This window comes from Streptomyces sp. cg35, assembly GCF_050410835.1.
GTDB lineage: Bacteria > Actinomycetota > Actinomycetes > Streptomycetales > Streptomycetaceae > Streptomyces.
The window spans coordinates 6,166,541-6,182,929 of record NZ_CP191268.1 but is presented as its reverse complement, the minus strand read 5'-3'; the positions used below and the strand labels follow the sequence as shown (position 1 = coordinate 6,182,929).

General features: G+C 72.3%; 17 protein-coding genes and 1 tRNA gene. 10 read left to right on the top strand and 8 right to left on the bottom strand.

What is annotated here, in order from left to right; genetic code table 11:
• The first annotated feature begins 14 nt into the window (after positions 1-14).
• Together ACQUQD_RS28170 and ACQUQD_RS28165 are read left to right on the top strand one after the other, a co-directional pair.
• Positions 15-1,931 (top strand): FAD/NAD(P)-binding protein, encoded by a 1,917-nt coding sequence (locus ACQUQD_RS28170; protein ID WP_428954935.1) that lies wholly within the window; start codon positions 15-17, stop codon positions 1,929-1,931.
• A 99-nt stretch (positions 1,932-2,030) separates the two neighbouring features.
• Positions 2,031-2,477 carry a DoxX family protein gene (locus ACQUQD_RS28165; RefSeq protein ID WP_428954934.1) on the top strand — a complete coding sequence of 149 codons (447 nt, stop codon included), beginning with the start codon at positions 2,031-2,033 and terminating at the stop codon, positions 2,475-2,477.
• A gap of 65 nt (positions 2,478-2,542) precedes the next feature.
• Here the strand turns inward: ACQUQD_RS28165 and ACQUQD_RS28160 are convergent, their stop codons facing one another.
• Entirely contained in the window at positions 2,543-3,088 is a 546-nt protein-coding gene (locus tag ACQUQD_RS28160; protein ID WP_428954933.1) for a superoxide dismutase family protein, read from the bottom strand.
• A 228-nt stretch (positions 3,089-3,316) separates the two neighbouring features.
• On the opposite strand from ACQUQD_RS28160, the gene ACQUQD_RS28155 reads away from it, so the two are divergent.
• Positions 3,317-3,946, top strand: a complete 630-nt coding sequence (locus tag ACQUQD_RS28155; RefSeq protein WP_428954932.1) for a DedA family protein — start codon at positions 3,317-3,319, stop codon at positions 3,944-3,946.
• 3 nt (positions 3,947-3,949) lie between these two features.
• On the opposite strand, the gene ACQUQD_RS28150 is transcribed toward ACQUQD_RS28155, so the two are convergent.
• Positions 3,950-4,180, bottom strand: a complete 231-nt coding sequence (locus ACQUQD_RS28150; RefSeq protein ID WP_428954931.1) for a DUF2277 domain-containing protein — start codon at positions 4,178-4,180, stop codon at positions 3,950-3,952.
• A gap of 101 nt (positions 4,181-4,281) precedes the next feature.
• Between ACQUQD_RS28150 and ACQUQD_RS28145 the strand changes: the two genes are divergently transcribed.
• Positions 4,282-4,659: a hypothetical protein gene (locus tag ACQUQD_RS28145; RefSeq protein ID WP_428954930.1), complete on the top strand. Its 378-nt coding sequence runs from the start codon at positions 4,282-4,284 to the stop codon at positions 4,657-4,659.
• A 42-nt stretch (positions 4,660-4,701) separates the two neighbouring features.
• Here the strand turns inward: ACQUQD_RS28145 and ACQUQD_RS28140 are convergent.
• A tRNA-Val gene (locus ACQUQD_RS28140) sits at positions 4,702-4,773 on the bottom strand.
• 218 nt (positions 4,774-4,991) lie between these two features.
• Between ACQUQD_RS28140 and ACQUQD_RS28135 the strand changes: the two genes are divergently transcribed.
• From ACQUQD_RS28135 to ACQUQD_RS28115, 5 genes are all read left to right on the top strand, one after another.
• Positions 4,992-5,780, top strand: coding sequence for a DUF4097 family beta strand repeat-containing protein (locus ACQUQD_RS28135; RefSeq protein ID WP_428954929.1), 789 nt, complete (start codon positions 4,992-4,994; stop codon positions 5,778-5,780).
• A 75-nt stretch (positions 5,781-5,855) separates the two neighbouring features.
• Complete coding sequence (locus ACQUQD_RS28130) at positions 5,856-7,253, top strand: hypothetical protein (protein WP_428954928.1); 1,398 nt, start codon at positions 5,856-5,858, stop codon at positions 7,251-7,253.
• An 87-nt stretch (positions 7,254-7,340) separates the two neighbouring features.
• On the top strand, positions 7,341-7,886 hold the full coding sequence (locus ACQUQD_RS28125; protein WP_428954927.1) for a DUF4383 domain-containing protein: 546 nt from the start codon (positions 7,341-7,343) through the stop codon (positions 7,884-7,886).
• Between the two features lie 32 nt (positions 7,887-7,918).
• Positions 7,919-8,620: a FadR/GntR family transcriptional regulator gene (locus tag ACQUQD_RS28120; protein WP_428954926.1), complete on the top strand. Its 702-nt coding sequence runs from the start codon at positions 7,919-7,921 to the stop codon at positions 8,618-8,620.
• A 9-nt stretch (positions 8,621-8,629) separates the two neighbouring features.
• Entirely contained in the window at positions 8,630-8,851 is a 222-nt protein-coding gene (locus tag ACQUQD_RS28115) for an FmdB family zinc ribbon protein (protein WP_428954925.1), read from the top strand.
• Positions 8,852-8,907: 56 nt separating this feature from the next.
• Here ACQUQD_RS28115 and ACQUQD_RS28110 read toward each other — a convergent pair whose 3' ends face one another.
• Genes ACQUQD_RS28110 through ACQUQD_RS28100 form a run of 3 tightly spaced genes read right to left on the bottom strand, consistent with a single transcriptional unit; the run spans position 8,908 to position 13,351 of the window.
• A complete protein-coding gene (locus ACQUQD_RS28110; RefSeq protein WP_428954924.1) occupies positions 8,908-9,720 on the bottom strand; it encodes an HAD family hydrolase in 813 nt (270 codons plus the stop codon).
• Positions 9,717-12,143, bottom strand: coding sequence for a phosphoribosyltransferase (locus ACQUQD_RS28105; RefSeq protein ID WP_428957672.1), 2,427 nt, complete (start codon positions 12,141-12,143; stop codon positions 9,717-9,719). Before ACQUQD_RS28105 ends, ACQUQD_RS28110 begins: the two co-directional genes overlap by 4 nt.
• Before the next feature lie 44 nt (positions 12,144-12,187).
• Complete coding sequence (locus tag ACQUQD_RS28100) at positions 12,188-13,351, bottom strand: HpcH/HpaI aldolase/citrate lyase family protein (RefSeq protein WP_428954923.1); 1,164 nt, start codon at positions 13,349-13,351, stop codon at positions 12,188-12,190.
• 198 nt (positions 13,352-13,549) lie between these two features.
• On the opposite strand from ACQUQD_RS28100, the gene ACQUQD_RS28095 reads away from it, so the two are divergent.
• Positions 13,550-14,317, top strand: coding sequence for a TerD family protein (locus tag ACQUQD_RS28095; RefSeq protein WP_428954922.1), 768 nt, complete (start codon positions 13,550-13,552; stop codon positions 14,315-14,317).
• Positions 14,318-14,336: 19 nt separating this feature from the next.
• On the opposite strand, the gene ACQUQD_RS28090 is transcribed toward ACQUQD_RS28095, so the two are convergent.
• Complete coding sequence (locus ACQUQD_RS28090; RefSeq protein ID WP_428954921.1) at positions 14,337-15,083, bottom strand: TerD family protein; 747 nt, start codon at positions 15,081-15,083, stop codon at positions 14,337-14,339.
• A 148-nt stretch (positions 15,084-15,231) separates the two neighbouring features.
• Positions 15,232-16,377, bottom strand: coding sequence for a DUF475 domain-containing protein (locus tag ACQUQD_RS28085; RefSeq protein ID WP_428954920.1), 1,146 nt, complete (start codon positions 16,375-16,377; stop codon positions 15,232-15,234).
• Between the last annotated feature and the right edge of the window lie 12 nt (positions 16,378-16,389).

Below are 16,389 nucleotides of genomic sequence, written 5' to 3'. Positions count from 1 at the left end.
CCGGGAGTCCCGTTTTGCCCGCCCCTCACTCCGAGTTCAGCCTGGCGATCATCGGCGCGGGCCCGCGCGGCACGAGCGTTCTGGAGCGGCTGACCGCCTCGGCGGACGACCTGCTCCCGGCGGGCGCCCGCCTCACCGTCCACGTCATCGACCCGTACCCGCCGGGCGCGGGCGCCGTCTGGCGCACGGACCAGGCACCCGAGCTCCTGATGAACACGGTCGCCTCGCAAGTGACCCTCTACACGGACGAGTCGGTGGACTGCTCGGGCCCGATCCGGCCGGGCCCGAGCCTGTACGAGTGGGCCGCGCGGCACGACACCGCCCTCGGCCCCGACGACTATCCGAGCCGCGCCCAGTACGGCCGCTATCTGCGCCGGGTCTTCTCCGCGGCCGTCGCCGCGGCCCCGCCCCGCGTCGAGGTCGTCACGCACGCCACCCGCGCCGTCCGGCTCGACGACGGCCCCGACGGCCGCCAGACCCTCGCCCTCGCCGACGGCCGCACACTCGCCGGGCTGCACGCGGTCGTCCTCACCCAGGGCCATCTGCCGTCCGCGGGCACCCCGGCCGAGCGCCACGTCACCGAGGAGGCACGACGGCACGGTCTGCGCCACGTCCCGCCGGCGAACCCGGCGGACCTCGACCTGAGTTCCGTACAACCAGGCGAATCGGTCCTGCTGCGCGGCCTCGGCCTCAACTTCTTCGACCACATGGCCCTGCTGACCGAGGGCCGCGGCGGACGGTACGCGGCCGCTCCCGGTGGCGGCCTGCGCTATCTCCCCTCGGGCGACGAGCCGCGCCTGTACGCCGGTTCGCGCCGCGGCATCCCGTACCAGGCGCGCGGCGACAACGCCAAGGGCCCCTACGGACGCCACCGGCCGGCCGTCCTCACCCCCGAGTCGATAGCCCGCTTCCGCAAAAGAGCCGACTCGGGCGACGCCCCCGACTTCCTCGCCGAGATATGGCCCCTGGTCGCGAAGGAGGTGGAGACGGTCTACTACGAGACCCTGCTGCGGCCCGCCGGCTACGCCTGCGCCTTCCGCGACCGCTTCCTCGCCGCCGCGCACCGCTCCCCCCAAGAGGCCGACGTCCTGGAGGAGTTCGGGATCCGCGGCGAGCTGCTCTGGTCCTGGGACCGGGTCGCACGGCCCCATTCCGGCCACCGCTATACCAATCCCGCCGCATGGCACGCCTGGCTCCTCGCCCATCTGCGCGAGGACGCGGACCACGCCGCGCTCGGCAATGTCGACGGACCCGTGAAGGCCGCCCTCGACGTGCTGCGCGACCTGCGCAACGAACTGCGCCTGATCGTCGACCACGGCGGCCTGTCCGGCGCCTCGCGCCGCGACCACCTCGACCGCTGGTACACACCACTGAACGCGTTCCTCTCCATCGGCCCGCCCCGGCGCCGCATCGAGGAGATGGCCGCGCTCGTCGAGGCCGGCGTGCTGACCGTCGTCGGCCCGCGCCTCGAAGTCGCCGTCGAGGACGGCCGGTTCGTCGCGCACTCGCCCGATGTGCCGGGCTCGACCGTGACGGCCACCACACTCGTCGAGGCCCGACTGCCCGAACCGGACGTGCGCAGGACCGCCGACGAGCTGCTCGCCCGGCTCCTGAAGACCGGCCAGGCCAGGCCGCACGCGATCGACGGATACGAAACCGGAGGCCTGGACGTAACACCGCGCCCCTACCGTCTGATCACGCGTCAAGGACGCGCGCACACACGCCGGTTCGCGTTCGGAGTACCCACCGAGGGGGTGCACTGGGTGACCGCCGCCGGGGCCCGCCCGGGGGTCGACTCGGTGACCCTCTCGGACGCGGACGCGGTGGCGCGCGCCGCCCTGCGCACCGCCGCGGGACCGGATGCGGAAGCCGAAACGGAAGCCGACCATGGCCGGATGTTGAACTTGCAAGCATTGGTTAGGTTCTCCTAACCTGTGGATCTCCCAAGCCGGTGGCAACGGCGGCAGCGTCGGCGCCGACTCCATCGGTGAACTCGGTTACGTCCCCCACCGACCGAAGGAGTCCCCACCATGACTGGACGTCTCAACAGCGCCCAGCCGTACGCTCTCGGCCTGTTCCGCATAGTCGTCGGCCTGCTCTTCGCCTGCCACGGCGCCGCCTCGCTCTTCGGCGTCCTCGGCGGCATGGGCGGCGGCACCGTCGAGGCCGGCACCTGGCCCGGCTGGTACGCGGCCGTCATCCAGCTCGTCGGCGGCGGCCTGGTCCTGCTCGGCCTCGGCACCCGCGTCGCCGCCCTGGTCTCGTCCGGGTCGATGGCCTACGCGTACTTCAAGGTCCACCAGCCCGAGACCCTGTGGCCGATCCAGAACGGCGGCGAGCCCTCCGCGATGTTCTGCTGGGCCATGCTGCTGCTCGTCTTCACCGGCTCCGGCGCGTTCGGCCTGGACCGGCTGTTCGCCGGGCGCGGCGAGCGGGCCGACGCGACGGAGCGCGAGCGCGCGACCGTCGCGGCCTGATCCCCGTCCGCGCATGAAGGCGCCCGCCCCCTCGCAGGGGGCGGGCGCCTTCGCGTACCGGGGTCCTACTTGCCGTGGTGCGACGAGGACGCGAACGGCACCGTGAAGCACGCCACCCGCCTCCCCGCCCCACCGGGCACGTCATGGATGACGACCGAGTTCGCCTCGCCGGGGCGCAGCCCCCACTTCTTGCGGACCTCCGCCGCCCCCTTGCCCTTCGCGTCGGTGGTGAAGTCGAGCCAGACCTCGTTGTCCGCATTCATCTGATCCGGATCCACGACGTGCTGGTAGTGCCCGCCCGCGGCGGCCGGGTCGGCGCCGCAGGGCTTCTGGTGCACGTGCGCGCCAAAGGCGTGCTTCGGGGCCAGGCCGTCGACGTCCAGGCTCACGGTCATGCCCGCCCCGTGGCCGTGCTGCTCGACCCTGACCCACGACGCCGCGGGCACCAGCTTCATGTCGTACGTGAGCGCGTGCGAGGGCACGTGTGCCGAGGGCGGGGCGAACTGCGCCTCGGCCCGTACCCAGTAGCAGTCCGTGCCGCCACCGGCCCCACCACCGCCCGCCGCGAGCACGGCCGCCGCGAGCACGCCGGTCACCATTCCTGCCACCATCGCCGTTCCTCTCGTCGGAACACGTAGGTACACGTACCTACACGCTCGCCGGAATCGAGGGCGCCGCGCCGCGCAGAACGCGCCACGCGGGTGAACGTGAGATGGGGAACATGTGTACCCGTTGCGTCACTCCAGCAACGCACAAGGCGTACGCTGTACAGCTGTCATGAAACCGCTCCTGCCTGGATGGAACGGTCGGGGGAACGTCCGTACGAGAGTGGGCTGACGGTGCTGGAGAGCGTGGGGTCACTGACCGGGAGCCCGTGGATCTACGCGATCGTGGCGCTCTCCGTGCTCTTCGACGTCTTCGTGCCGGTGCTGCCCAGCGGCGTCCTCGTGATCACCGCCGCCACCGCCGCCGCGGCCGGCTCCGGCGCCGCCACGGGCCAGGTCCCGCACGGCGTACCGGACCTGCTCGCCCTCACGCTCAGCGCCGCGACGGCCTCGGTCCTCGGCGACCTGGTCGCGTACCGCCTCGCCTGGCGGGGCGGCGCGCGCCTGGACCGGGCCATCGCCCGTTCGCGCCGGCTGACCACGGCACAGGAGCGCCTCGGCGGGGCGCTCGCCCGGTCCAGCGGCGGACTGCTCGTGATCATCGCCCGGTTCGCGCCCGCGGGCCGCTCGGTCGTCTCCTTCGCGGCCGGCTCGGCGCACCGCCGGGTCCGCGAGTTCCTGCCCTGGTCGGCGCTGGCGGGCGTGGCCTGGGCCGCGTACAGCGTGGCGCTCGGCTATTTCGGCGCGCAGTGGCTCGGCGCGAGCTGGCTGTCCACCGTGGTCTCGCTGCTGGCGCTGGTCGGCGCGGGCGTGGTGGCGGCGTACGTGATGCGCCGACCGGCCCCCGAGGCCCAGGAGGCCTGAGCCTCAGGTCGCCCTGGGGCGGGCGGCCCCGCGCACCTCGAGTCCGTCGAGCAGCGCGGCGGTGGCCCGGGCGATCTCGTCGACAGCCCGGTCGAACACCTCCTGGTTGTGCGCGGCCGGCGCCCGGAACCCGGACACCTTCCGTACGTACTGCAGGGCCGCGGCCCTGATCTCCTCCTCGGTGGCCTCTTCCGGGAGGACGGGCGGGCGAAGGGTCTTGATGCTTCTGCACATGCCTCCAGTCTGCCGCCGCACCCCCGTCCTTCGACCACACGTTCGCGTGAACTCCCCCAAGTCGCTCGCACCGTGAATTCGAACAGACGTACCATTGCCGGGTGGCAGCGACCGATGATTCCGACTTCGATTTCCCGAGCGACCTCCGCGCAGGTCAGGAGGAGCTGCACCAGATCCGGGCCGAGCTCCTGGACCTTCTCAAGCGGCTCCCCTGGTCGGTGGCGCCCCTCGACGCGATCAGCGACACCCAGGGCTGGCGCAAGCTGGAGCGCCCGGCCTCCCCGGGCTGGACCGACGACGAGCAGGCCGAGGTCGAGAAGCTCCGCCGGCGCGAGCTGGAGCTGGCCGTGTTCGTGACGTGCCATCGCTACTGGTCCGAGCTCTCGGGCCCCGACTCCGTGCGGGCCCGGGCCCGCCTCCAGCACGTCCACGACGCCGATCCCGCGGAGCCGGGGGACGACGAAGACCCCCAGGCATGATCGTCATCAGCACGATCGCCTGAGGGCCTCGGTTCACATCGGTGGGCGCGGACGGTTTCGAACCGCCGACATCCTGCTTGTAAGGCAGGCGCTCTACCCCTGAGCTACGCACCCGACATCCCGGGCTTTCGCGACCAGGACGAGCCGACAGCGTACCTTGCCGACGCCTGTGCACCGCAAACCCCTTACGGCCGGGGCCGCGGCGGGGGTTAACCCCACCTGCGATCCGGTGGCCGTCCGCATCCCGCGCACCACCTGCGCCGCCGTACGTTCACGGGGTGCCGGCCGCCGGTCCGGCACCGCAACACCAGCCGCCGCAGGGGGAATCGACCATGACCGTCCGCCATTTCCGCACCGCCCGCAGTGTCCGTGCGCTGGCCGCCGTGGCCGTCACGGCCGCGGTCGCGGCGACCGCCACGGCGTGCGGCGCCGACGCCTCCGACGACGACCACCCCGACCACCGCTCGTTCGCCCTGCACGGCAGGACGCTCACGGTCGACTCGGACGACTCGCGCCTCGAACTCGTCCCGGGCGACGGCGACCGGGTGGAGGTCACCCGCTGGTTCCAGGGCTCCACCGTGGTCGGCGCGGACCCGGAGGTGACCTGGAAGTGGCAGGCCGACGAGGACCGGCTGACCCTGCGGCTGCGCTGCAGCGGCTTCATCGCCGACTGCTCCGCGCGGCACCGCGTCGAGGTGCCGCGCGAGGTCGCCGTCGTGGTCCGGGGCGGCGACGGCAGCGTCCGCGCGAGCGGCTTCCGCAAGGGCCTCGACATCTCCACGCGCGACGGCTCCGTGCACGTCGAGAACGTCTCCGGGCCGCTGCGCCTGCGCAGCGAGGACGGCTCGCTGCACGCCTCCGCAGTGGACGCCCGCCAGGTCTCCGCCCGCTCCCAGGACGGCTCCGTGCACCTCGCCCTGCGCACGGTCCCCGACCGCGTCGAGGCGCGCAGCGAGGACGGCTCTTTGACCCTCGCGGTCCCCGGCAGCGCGACGTACCGGGTGACCACCCGTACCGACGACGGCGGCGTCGACGTCTCCGTCCCCCGCGACGCCCACAGCCCGCACCGGATCTCGGCCCGCTCCCAGGACGGAAAAGTCACACTGCGAACCGCGAACTAACCGGCCCGTGTGTTCGTCCTTAACCGGTGGGAGAATGGACACCGGTCAGGGCTGATGACGGCACGGGAGTGGTTGGTGACGGCGACGAACGAGCGCCCCGCAGGAGCGCGGCACAGTGCGCGCCCGGCACAAGCGAGCCCCTCCCGCCGCAGCGGCCCCCTCCGCGACTTCCTCACCCTCACCCTGCTCCCCGTGCCCCTGCTCGCGGCGACCGTCACGACGGCGTTCGCCGGCGGCGGCACGCGGAAGTGGTTCGGCGGCCGTGCCGAGTCCCAGCGCGCCGAGGCGCAGGCGGCCAAGGACGCGGCGGCCGCGGCGTTCTACGAACTGGACACGGCCCAGCGGGATCTGCGCATCTCGATAGAGACGATCACGGCGGTCGACGACTCCCCCGCGGCCCGCCGCGCCGTCACCGACTTCCAGCAGCTCGGCACCCGCATCGACGAGGTCAGCGGGCAGTACATCACCGCGGTCGACGCCCACGACCTCGACCGCGACGACCTGGAGGCGAGCGTCGCGTCCCGCGCCCGGGCCGAACTGACGCAGGCCAAGGACCAGTTGACCCGGACCAAGCAGGATCTGGACCGGTTCGCACAGGGTCTCGGTCCGCTGCTCGGCAAGGCCGAGACGCAGCTGGCCCGCCTCGCCCCGTCCGTGGAGCGCGCCCGGCAGGCCCTGCTCGCCGCCACGACCGCCCTCGACGCCGTCCGGCGGTCGGACCTGAAGGCCGACGACCTCGCGGCCCGGCTCGCCGCCCTCGGCCCCGAGCTGACCAAGCTGAACCAGGGCGCGGGGCAGCACGGCGTACCGGAGACGCTGGAGCGCGCGGAGCGGGTCGCGCGGGACGCCGAGTCCGTGCGGGCCGAGGCCGAGCGGCTCCCGGAGCGGGCCGCCGAGATCGACCGGCGCCTGGTCTCCCTGCGCACCCGGGCCCAGGCCCTGACGACCCGCGCGGGCCAGGTCGAGCCGGTCCTGAGCGAGCTGCGGCGCCGGTTCTCCGCCGCGTGCTGGCAGGACCTGCAGCGCGTACCGGACCTGGCCGCGGAGAACGTGCGGCAGGCCGAGACCAAGCTCGCCGAGGCCCGCGCCGCGCGCGACGCCCAGCGCTGGCCCGACGCGACCTCGCTGCTGTCCACGGTCCGCGCCCTGCTGAACACGACGGACGAGTCGGTCTCCGCCGCCTCCGACCGGCTGCAGCGGCTGAACGCGGTGTCGAAGGACCCGCAGCAGGAGATCGACCGCACCCGGTTCGCGATCCGTGACGCGCAGCGACTCGCGATGGCGGGCCGCAGCACCCCCGACCCGCGCCACGCCCGCCCCCTCGACGACTCCGTGGCCCGCCTCGACCGCGCCGTCGAGAGTCTGGAGGGCCGCCACCCCGACTACTGGCACTTCCTCACGGAGACGGAGGCCGTGCGGCGGACGGTGGCCCGGGTCGTGACACAGATCCGCGAGGAGCGCGGCGGCGCCTGACCCTGTTGGCACTCCCCCGGCGACGGGCGGATCCTTGGACTACGTACGGGTCCTCGACGTACGTACGTACAAGGAGGCGAGGCGATCATGGCCACGCAGGTGCTCCGCCCGGGATCCCGACGACACGTCACGCTCGACGAGCATCTGCCCGTCGACCACCGGCTCAGCCGGGTGTACCGCACCGGTGCGGGCCTGATGGGGCTGGTGCTGCTGGCCTTCGGGGTCCTCGGGCTCATCGACAGGATCGGCTTCTTCGACACGCGCGGGGACACGGTCGCGGGCCTGAACACGAACGGCGCGCTGAGCATCCTGTCCCTCTGCGCCGGTCTGCTGCTGTTCGCCGGAATGGTGATCGGCGGCAACATCGCGTCGACGCTCAACATGACGCTCGGCATCCTCTTCATCCTCAGCGGGTTCGTGAACCTCGCCCTGCTCGACACCCGCTACAACTTCCTGGCCTTCCGCATCCAGAACGTCCTGTTCAGCTTTGTCGTCGGGCTGCTGCTGATGGTCTTCGGAATGTACGGGCGGGTCAGCGGCACGCTGCCGCACGACAACCCGTACTGGCGGGCCCGGCACCCCGGCGCGGACCCGACTCCTGCCCTCAACCAGGCTGGTTCCAGAGCGAATTGATATTGCGAGGGACCCGTGCGAGCCTGCTGCGCATGACCAGCTCGCCGCCGATGCCGCAGGCCGGCCACGAGGCGCCCCGCCGGGCGGTCGAGCGGCTGGCGCGCGGCATCACCGACGGCACGTACGGCGTCGGCTTCACGCTCCGGCCCTCGCTCCTGGCCGACGAACTGGGCCTGGCCGAGGCGGTGCTCGGCGAGGCGGTGCGGGTGCTCGCGGGCAAGAGCCTCGTGGACGCCGCGCACCGGGTGCGTCCGCAGGCCGACTGGAACGTGCTCGACACCGACGTCCTGCGCTGGACCCTGACGCCCGGAGCGCCCTGGCCCGACGGCTTCTCCCCCGATCTGCACGAGCTGCGCCGGGCGGTCGAGCCGTCGGCCGCCGCGCTCGCCGCGCAGTTCCGCTCGTCGGCCGACCTGATCGCGCTGGACGAGGCGCTGACCGCGATGGCCGCGGCGGAGCGGTCCCCGCAGGGCGACCCGGCGCTCGCCGTGCTCGCCGACGTCGCGTTCCACACGGCGCTGCTCACGGCCTCCGGCAACCGGTTCTTCGCGCAGCTGCCCCGCGTGCTCGTGCCGGCCCTGGCCGCGCGGGGCGAGCGGGTGCGCATGGGCCCGCACCGCCCTCCACTGTCGTCCCACACCGAAGTCGCGGCGCGGGTGCGCGAGATGGACGCCGACGGTGCCTACACGGCGATGCTGGAGCTCCTGGACGTGTCGCTGCGCGACGACCCGTAATCTTGGCCCATGCCTCGCTACGAATACCGCTGCCGCACCTGCGGCGACACGTTCGAACTCAGCCGCCCGATGTCCGAGTCCGCCTCGCCCGCGGCCTGCCCGGCCGGCCACCCGGACACGGTGAAGCTCCTGTCGACGGTGGCGGTGACGGGCTCCGGCGCGAGCTCCCCGGCCCCCGCGCCGTCGTCGGGCGGCGGAGGCGGCTGCTGCGGTGGCGGCTGCTGCGGCTAGCCCCGGCAGCCACCGCCCGGGGCGGGCGTCGACTGCCCGCCCCGGCACGGGCGGTGTCACACCTCCCCGAGGAACCCCCGCAGCACGGCCTCCCCCGCCAGCACTCCGCGCTCCGGGAGCACGGTCACGCCCGGCGCGGTCCAGCCCACGTCCGCCAGCTCGCCGTGCCCGGGACGCCAGCCGCGGTCCACGGCCCGCAGCAGATCCGCGTCCAGCAGTGAGTCGCCGGCCCCAAGGACCTGCCCGGCCCCGGCCCGCCGCGCCACTTCCTGGACCGCCGCGCCCTTGGTCAGCGGCTTGGGGACGGCGTACACCTTCCGGCCCTGGAGCGAGACGCCCCAGCCGACGCCCTCCGCCCACGCGCCGAGCTCCTTGACCCACCCCGGCGGCAGCAGGGCCCGGTCCACCACGAGATACGCGAACAGGTCCTCGGCGACCCGCTCCTTCAGCAGCCACGCCGGATCCGCGGCCGCGACCATCCGCTCCCGCACCTGCGCCAGCGGCGCGCACTCGGCCCGCAGCCGCTCGGTCACCGCGGCGCTCCACTCCGGGTCGGACACCCCGTCGACCAGCAGATGCCCGCCGTTCGCGCAGATCGCGTACCGCGGCGCCGGGCCGGGCAGGCGCACCCGCCCGTACTGCTCGCGCGTCCGCGTCGTCGTCGGGACGAACACCGCCCGGCGGGCCAGCTCCGCCAGCAGCTCCGCCGCGTCCTCGGTGACGTACGACAGGGGTCTGCCCTCGTACACCTCGACGCAGAGCAGTCGCGGCGCCAGCGCGTCGGGCATGGTCAGCCCGAGCGCACCGGACGAGTAGATGAGCGTACGGTCGAGGTCGCTCGCGACGACGGTCACGGAATCGGAACTCACTTCGCCGTCACCGCCCTGCCGTCCACTCCGGTGGCTCCGCGGGTGAACCGCGGATGGATCAACCCGACGCAGCTGTACGGGAGTTCGTCCACCACTTCGACGGGAACCCCGCGCTGCTCCGCGAGCAGGCGGACATGGTCCAGGTCGGCCCCGGCGTCGGCCCGCGCCAGGATCTTCCACGGCACGCGCCGCAGCAGTACCCGGGTCGTCTCGCCGACCCCCGGCTTCACGAGGTTCACGTCGTGGATGCCGTACTCCTCACTGATCCGCTCGACGGCTGCCCAGCCCTCCCAGGTGGGCGAGCGGTCGGCCCCCAGCAGCTCCTTGACCTCGGCGTCGACCGCGTCGCGCACGCCCTCGAAGCGCTCCTCCACCACGTCGAGGAACTGCCGCGACACATCCGCTCCGGCCAGCTCGCGGTAGAACTTCGCCCCGTGGAAGTCGTCCGGGCCGACCAGGTCGGCGCGGAGCACGGTGCGCGAGATCAGTCCGGACACCGTCGAGTTCAGGCAGGCGGAGGGTATGAGGAAGTCCTCGCGCGTCCCGTACGTCCGCACGCACGACCCGGGGTCGGCGAGCACGGCGATCTCCGGGTCGAAACCCTCGAACTCGGCCAGCGCCGCGGCCAGTTCGCGGGTGATGGCGCCCTTGCCCGTCCACCCGTCGACGAAGACGACGTCGGCCGGGTCGTGGTGCGCGGCGAGCCAGCGCAGCGCGTTCGCGTCGATGCCGCGGCCCCGCACGATGGAGACCGCGTAGTGCGGCAGCTCGATGCCGTGCCGGCGCAGGGCCCAGCGCCGCATCAGCACCCCGACCGGCGTCCCGGCCCGCGCGAGGGACACCAGGACGGGCCGCGGCGAGCGCTCCGCGAGCACCGTCTCCGTCACGACGCCCACGGCCCGCGCGATCCGGTCGGCCGACGCATCGAGCGCCGCGTGGAACAACTCCTGGTACTGCGCGCTCGGTTGGTACTCGACCGGCAGCGACTCGGCGTAGTGCGCGCCGCCGCTCTGGATGGCCTCCTCGCGCTCCTCGGTCGGCGCCTCCAGCGTCACGTCCGAGAGGTCCTGCAGCAGCCAGCCCACCTCGTCGGGCGCGTACGAGGAGAACGCGGGGCCGCGCAGCGGCTCGGGCAGCGACATGGAGGGCCTTTCCTGAGGAACGTACGACGGGACCACGACCACCACCACGCGCGCCGCGTGTCCGGCGACCCGGTCCAACAGCCCGCCGGGCGCGTCGATTTCGGCACGGTCGCCGACGGAGTCGAGGACGACGACGACCGTGTCGAAGCCGCCGCCCGCCACGTTGTACGCGTACCGCTCGCCGGGTCCGTCGGCCGGTGCGTCGTGCGCGGGGAAGACGAGGCGGGTACGGATCGCGTAGCCCGGGTCGTCGACGGCGAGGACGGGCGAGCGGGTGGTCGTGGAGTAGGCGATGTCGGCGCCCGTCGCCTCGAGGGCGGTGGCGAGGCGCAGCGGCGCGTACATCAACTCCTCGTTGCCGAGGACGAGTACGCGGCCCGTGAGGTGCGGGGCGATCCGCTCGGCCAGGCCGGGCAGCGCCGCTTCGAGGCGGACGCGGTGCCCGGCGGTGAATCCGTGCCGCCCGCCGTCCGGTACGCCGGCCGGCCAGCCGGGGTCGCCGAGCCGCACGATCTCGCCGCGCTCGCGCCGGGGCTCGGGGACGGCGGCCGTCTCGTGGGCGGCGACGAGCGCCTGCCCCTTCTCCAGGACCCCGTCGGGAAGCCGCACCGAGCCGCGCGCCCTGACCACCAGGTCGACGCGGGCGCCGATCTCCTGGGCGAACGCGTCGAGGCGGCCCTGGTCGCCGGGCGAGCGCATGTCGACGAGCGCGACGATGACGTAGTGGTCGCGCCCGTGCAGGTCGTGCAGCGCGCGGATGGTGTTCAGGACCGTGTTCCCCGTGGAGAACTCGTCGTCGACCAGGACCAGCGGTCCGTCCCCGGCGAGCAGCGCCGGGTCCTCGGGCAGCAGCAGGTGCGAGGTGGCGTGCGAGTGGGACTCCTCGAAGCCGCCCGCGCGGGCCACGCCCTGGACGGGGCGGCGCGTGGAGTGCAGGTACGGGGCGAGCGCGAGGCCGTCGGCGACCGAGTGGCCGAGGCCGGTCGCGGTCTCGGCGTAGCCCAGGACGACGGCCCGCGCCGCCGCCTCGTCGCCGAGCAACTCCCTGACGCGTACGCCGAGTTCGAAGCCCGAGCGCCAGATCACGGTCGGACTCTGCGGCACGTGCTTGCCCAGCACGTTCGACACGAGCAGATGCGCGCGCTTGGGGTTGCGCCGCAGGGCAAGCCCGAGGAGTCCGGTGAGCTCCCGGTCGCCGGCCAGCTCGACCCCGAGCCGCTCGGCGACCCATGTACCCGACCACACCACGTTGCTGTTCTCGTCTCTCGTCGCTTCGGTCATGCGGCCGCCCGTGCGGGCTTCGGCATCGGTCGTACGGGCTCGGGTCATGCGGGCAGTCCGGCGGTCAGCAGCTCCACGAAGCCGACGTCCTCGCGCGCCACCCCGAACGCCTCCGCGCGCTGCAGGGTCCGCTCGGCCCAGGCGCGGTGCGGCTTCACCTCGTTCATCTTGTTCGTGTACGCGGACCTGAGGACCCCGCCGCCGCCCCGCTCGGGCCGCAGGATGTCCCGGGCGTCGCTGTACTCCTCGTGGCTGACGACGGACAGCGCGTGCACGGGCAGCACGTGGGAGGGGTGGATGCAGGTCTTGCCGAGCAGGCCGTTGGCCCGGTCCAGCTCGATCTCGCGCAGCAGACCGTCCATGTCGTGCTCGATGAGCGCCTCGCGCAGCGGCTCGGCGCCCTCCTCCAGGAAGGGGCTGCGGCGCAGCTGCGGCTTGAACATCCGCTGCTGGTGGCGGAAGTACTCCCAGACCGGTCCGGTCACCGTGAAGCCGGTACCGTCGGCCCGGCCCAGCAGATTGACCACGTCGGCGATGACCGAGGCCACGATCTGCACGTCGTACGCCGTCATGTCCGGCGGCCTGCGCAGACCGTACGCCGAGCAGAAGTCGGTGACGCCGAGCCGCAGCGCCAGGACGCGGTCCCGGTACTTGTCGACGGTGCGGGAGATCCCGGCGAGGGTCTCGGTGCGCGTCTCCAGGTGCAGCAGCTCGGGGGATTCCAGGACCGGCATGGCGAAAAGCCGCCGCCCGGAGACCGCCTCGGCCGCGGTGAGCGCCTCCAGGAACGGAACGCCCCGCTCCTCCGTGAACTTCGGCAGTACGAATCCGGACAGCAGCGCGACGGCCGGTCCGAGGCGGCGTACGAGATCGGTGATCTGCTCGGGCGCCCGGACCCGGACGAAGAGCAGCGGCACCTCGGCCCCGCCGGCGGCGAGGTCGGCGAACTGGCGCACGAGGTTGTCCTCGGCGCCGCTCACCTCGGAGTCGTCGATCGAATCCTCCAGGCAGAGCACCATGGACACGACACCGCGCCCGGTCTGCTTGACCACGTCCTCGGCGAGGTGCGGCCGGGTCGCGGGACTGTAGAGCGTGGCTCCCAGCGCCGCCGCGAGCATGCGGGGCGCGGAGTCCGTGGTGAAGACCTGCGGCTCCTGATGAAACAGGCGCTCTCGCACCTCAGGGGCGATGTGCCCGAAATGACGCATAAGTTTCCCCCGCACTGCCAGGCCACCGGACGTGATGTGGCCGGTAATAGTACGTACAAAGCTGTGTCAAGAGTTCCCGGGTGCAATGAAATTCTGGTAACCCATGGATGTCGGACGATCCGTTCCGGCCCGCGATCCCCCCGGTGATCACGGCACCCCGCGTTGTCCCGGCCCCCGGCGGGAAGGCAGGATGACCGCATGACGCACGCGATGCTCAAGGGGGCGAACTTCCCGCTCGAGGCCACGGCGGTGCGCGCCGTGCTCCGCTGGACCCCGGGGCAGGGCGTCCCGGCGGTGGACGCCTCGGCGCTGCTGCTCGGGGCGGACGGCAAGGTCCGCTCCGACGAGGACTTCGTCTTCTACAACCAGCCCAGGCACCCCTCGGGGAAGGTCTGGCGGCTCGGCCAGAAGCGGGTGCCCGAGGGCATGACGGACACCCTCCAGGCGGATCTGGCGGGCATCCCGCAGGAGATCACCCGGATCCTCTTCACGGCCTCCGCCGACGAGGTCGCGTTCGAGCACGTGCAGGCGCTGCGCATGTTCGTCCACGACGCCGGCGCCGACGGCGCCGAGCCGCTCGCGTACTTCGACATCAAGCCGGAGACCGGCGCCGAGACGGCGATGATCTGCGGCGAGCTGTACCGGCGCGGCGACGGCTGGCGGCTGCGCGCGGTCGGCGAGGGCTACTCGAACGGTCTGGTCGGCCTCGCCACGGACTTCGGCATCTCGGTCGACGACTCGGCCTCGGCGGAGCCCGCCACGGCACCGGTCGCCCCCGCTCCGGCCCCGTCGTTCCCGCTGCCGCCCCAGCAGCCGCCGATGTACGGCTACCCGCCGCAGCCCGCGACGCAGCCCGCGCCGCCGTCCCAGCCCGCGTACGGGTACCCGCAGCCGGTGGCGGCGCCGGCCTACCCCGACCCGGCCTTCAGGCTCCCGCCGCAGGGCCCGCAGTTCATCGGGCGCTGAGCGCCACGGGGGCGGGCGGTCACCGCCCGCCCGTCTTGGACTTGTAGCCCCGGCCCCACTGCAGCCCCCAGCCGTACAGCCGGTCGAGCTCCGCCTGGAAGCCGTAGACGAACTTCACCTCGCGCCGCACCACCAGGTCGCCCTTGACGTTCTCGATGGAGATGACGGCGCAGGAGCGGGCCTGCGGTGCCCGCTCGTCCAGGCTGATCTCGATCCGCGGCCCGTTGCTCGGGTACAGCGTCACGATCGCGTGCGTACGGTCGAACGCCGGCGTCTGGTCGTAGATGTAGACGAAGACGAGCAGTCTCTTGATGGCGTCGCGGTGATCGAGATTGACGTAGATCGTCTCACCGGACGCCGAGCCGAACCGATCGTCGCCGCTCGACTTCACATACGGCGGCGCGTTGAGATCGCCGTAGAAGCCACCGAGCGGCTGGACGACCCCCTTCTCGCCGTCCATCAGCTCGTACAGGCAGCCGAGGTCCAGGTCGACGTTGACCATGGACTGGGTGTGCGCCTGCACGACGTCCGGCTTGAACATCCTGAACGGGTGCCGCATCAGGCTGTTCTTCTCGAACCCGCCGATGTCCGAGGTCCGCATCCGCCAGGACAGGTTGATCCGCAGGTTGCCGGTGGCCGCGCCCTGTTTGGAGAGCGAGACGACCGGATGCCGCTTGGTGAGTTCGATGGCGTTGGTCGCCGCGCTGCCCGAATCGAACTCGAACTGCGCGGAGCGTCCGCGCCAGAGTTTGTCCCAGAAGGACATGCCGCCCCCAAGTGCCGTACCCGTACTGCCCGTTCCTGCCCGTTCATGCCGACGGGGCGGCCGCGGGAGGACTTGTCCTCGTACGACCGCCCCGTTCAGAGGGTTCCAAGAAAGGCCCCCTGGTCAAACACCGGGCCTCGGGTTCCGGTCAGACCCCGGAGGACACCTCGGACTTGTCCGGGCTGCCCGAGCCGCCCTCTTCGGCCGCGAGCGCCTTGTTGCGGCGCACCGACGACCAGAAGGACCAGGCGATCAGGACGACACCGACGAGGCCCGTGATGACCTCGTTGATCTCGTAGCGGATGGTGACCAGCAGGATCACGGCCAGCGCGCCGATCGCGTAGTGCGCGCCGTGCTCCAGGTACACGTAGTCGTCCAGGGTGCCCTGGCGGACCAGGTAGACCGTGAGCGAACGGACGTACATGGCGCCGATGCCGAGGCCGAGCGCCATCAGGACGATGTCGTTCGTGATCGCGAAGGCGCCGATCACGCCGTCGAAGGAGAACGACGCGTCCAGGACCTCGAGGTAGAGGAACATGAAGAACGCGGCCTTGCCCGCCAGCGCCACGGCCGACTTGGGCTTGCCCTCACGGGCGGCCTTCTCCTCTTCCTCGTGCTCGCGCTCCTCCTCTTCCTCGAGACGGTTCTCGAAGAAGCCGGACAGACCGCCGACCACGAGATAGGTGATCAGACCCGCGACACCGGAGATGAGCACCGTCGCCTGCTTGTCGACGTGCACGCCGCCGTGCTGGTGGGCGTGGATCGCGAACGTCATCGAGGACACCAGCAGCACGATCAGCGCGATGCACACCGACAGCATGTCGACCTTGCCGAGCTTGGCCAGCGGCCGCTCGATCCAGCGCAGCCACTGGACGTCCCGCTCCTCGAAGATGAAGTCGAGGAAGATCATCAGCAGGAACATGCCACCGAACGCGGCGATCGACGGGTGCGCGTCGGTGACCAGCTGCTGGTAGCGGTCGGGCTGGTTGAACGCGAGGTCGACGGCCTCGATCGGGCCCATCTTGGCGCTGATCGCGACGATCACGACGGGGAAGACCAGTCGCATGCCGAAGACCGCGATGAGCACACCGATCGTGAGGAAGATCTTCTGCCAGAAGGCATTCATCTTCTTCAGGACCCCGGCGTTGACCACCGCGTTGTCGAAGGACAGCGAGATCTCCAGGATGGCCAGGATCGCGACGACCCCGAACGCGGTCCATCCGTCGTAGAACACCGCTGCGATCAGACCGAGCACGGTGATCGCGAACGACCAGCCGAAGGTTTTCAGAACCACTGACTACCCCAT

Excerpts from the sequence above, each read along its gene's own strand:
- ACQUQD_RS28165 (WP_428954934.1), top strand. The coding sequence starts at position 2,031 with ATGACTGGACGTCTCAACAGCGCCCAGCCGTACGCTCTCGGCCTGTTC.
- ACQUQD_RS28160 (WP_428954933.1), bottom strand. The coding sequence starts at position 3,088 with ATGGTGGCAGGAATGGTGACCGGCGTGCTCGCGGCGGCCGTGCTCGCG.
- ACQUQD_RS28150 (WP_428954931.1), bottom strand. The coding sequence starts at position 4,180 with ATGTGCAGAAGCATCAAGACCCTTCGCCCGCCCGTCCTCCCGGAAGAG.
- ACQUQD_RS28135 (WP_428954929.1), top strand. The coding sequence starts at position 4,992 with ATGACCGTCCGCCATTTCCGCACCGCCCGCAGTGTCCGTGCGCTGGCC.
- ACQUQD_RS28125 (WP_428954927.1), top strand. The coding sequence starts at position 7,341 with ATGGCCACGCAGGTGCTCCGCCCGGGATCCCGACGACACGTCACGCTC.
- ACQUQD_RS28120 (WP_428954926.1), top strand. The coding sequence starts at position 7,919 with ATGACCAGCTCGCCGCCGATGCCGCAGGCCGGCCACGAGGCGCCCCGC.
- ACQUQD_RS28115 (WP_428954925.1), top strand. The coding sequence starts at position 8,630 with ATGCCTCGCTACGAATACCGCTGCCGCACCTGCGGCGACACGTTCGAA.
- ACQUQD_RS28105 (WP_428957672.1), bottom strand. The coding sequence starts at position 12,143 with ATGACCGAAGCGACGAGAGACGAGAACAGCAACGTGGTGTGGTCGGGT.
- ACQUQD_RS28100 (WP_428954923.1), bottom strand. The coding sequence starts at position 13,351 with ATGCGTCATTTCGGGCACATCGCCCCTGAGGTGCGAGAGCGCCTGTTT.
- ACQUQD_RS28095 (WP_428954922.1), top strand. The coding sequence starts at position 13,550 with ATGACGCACGCGATGCTCAAGGGGGCGAACTTCCCGCTCGAGGCCACG.
- ACQUQD_RS28090 (WP_428954921.1), bottom strand. The coding sequence starts at position 15,083 with ATGTCCTTCTGGGACAAACTCTGGCGCGGACGCTCCGCGCAGTTCGAG.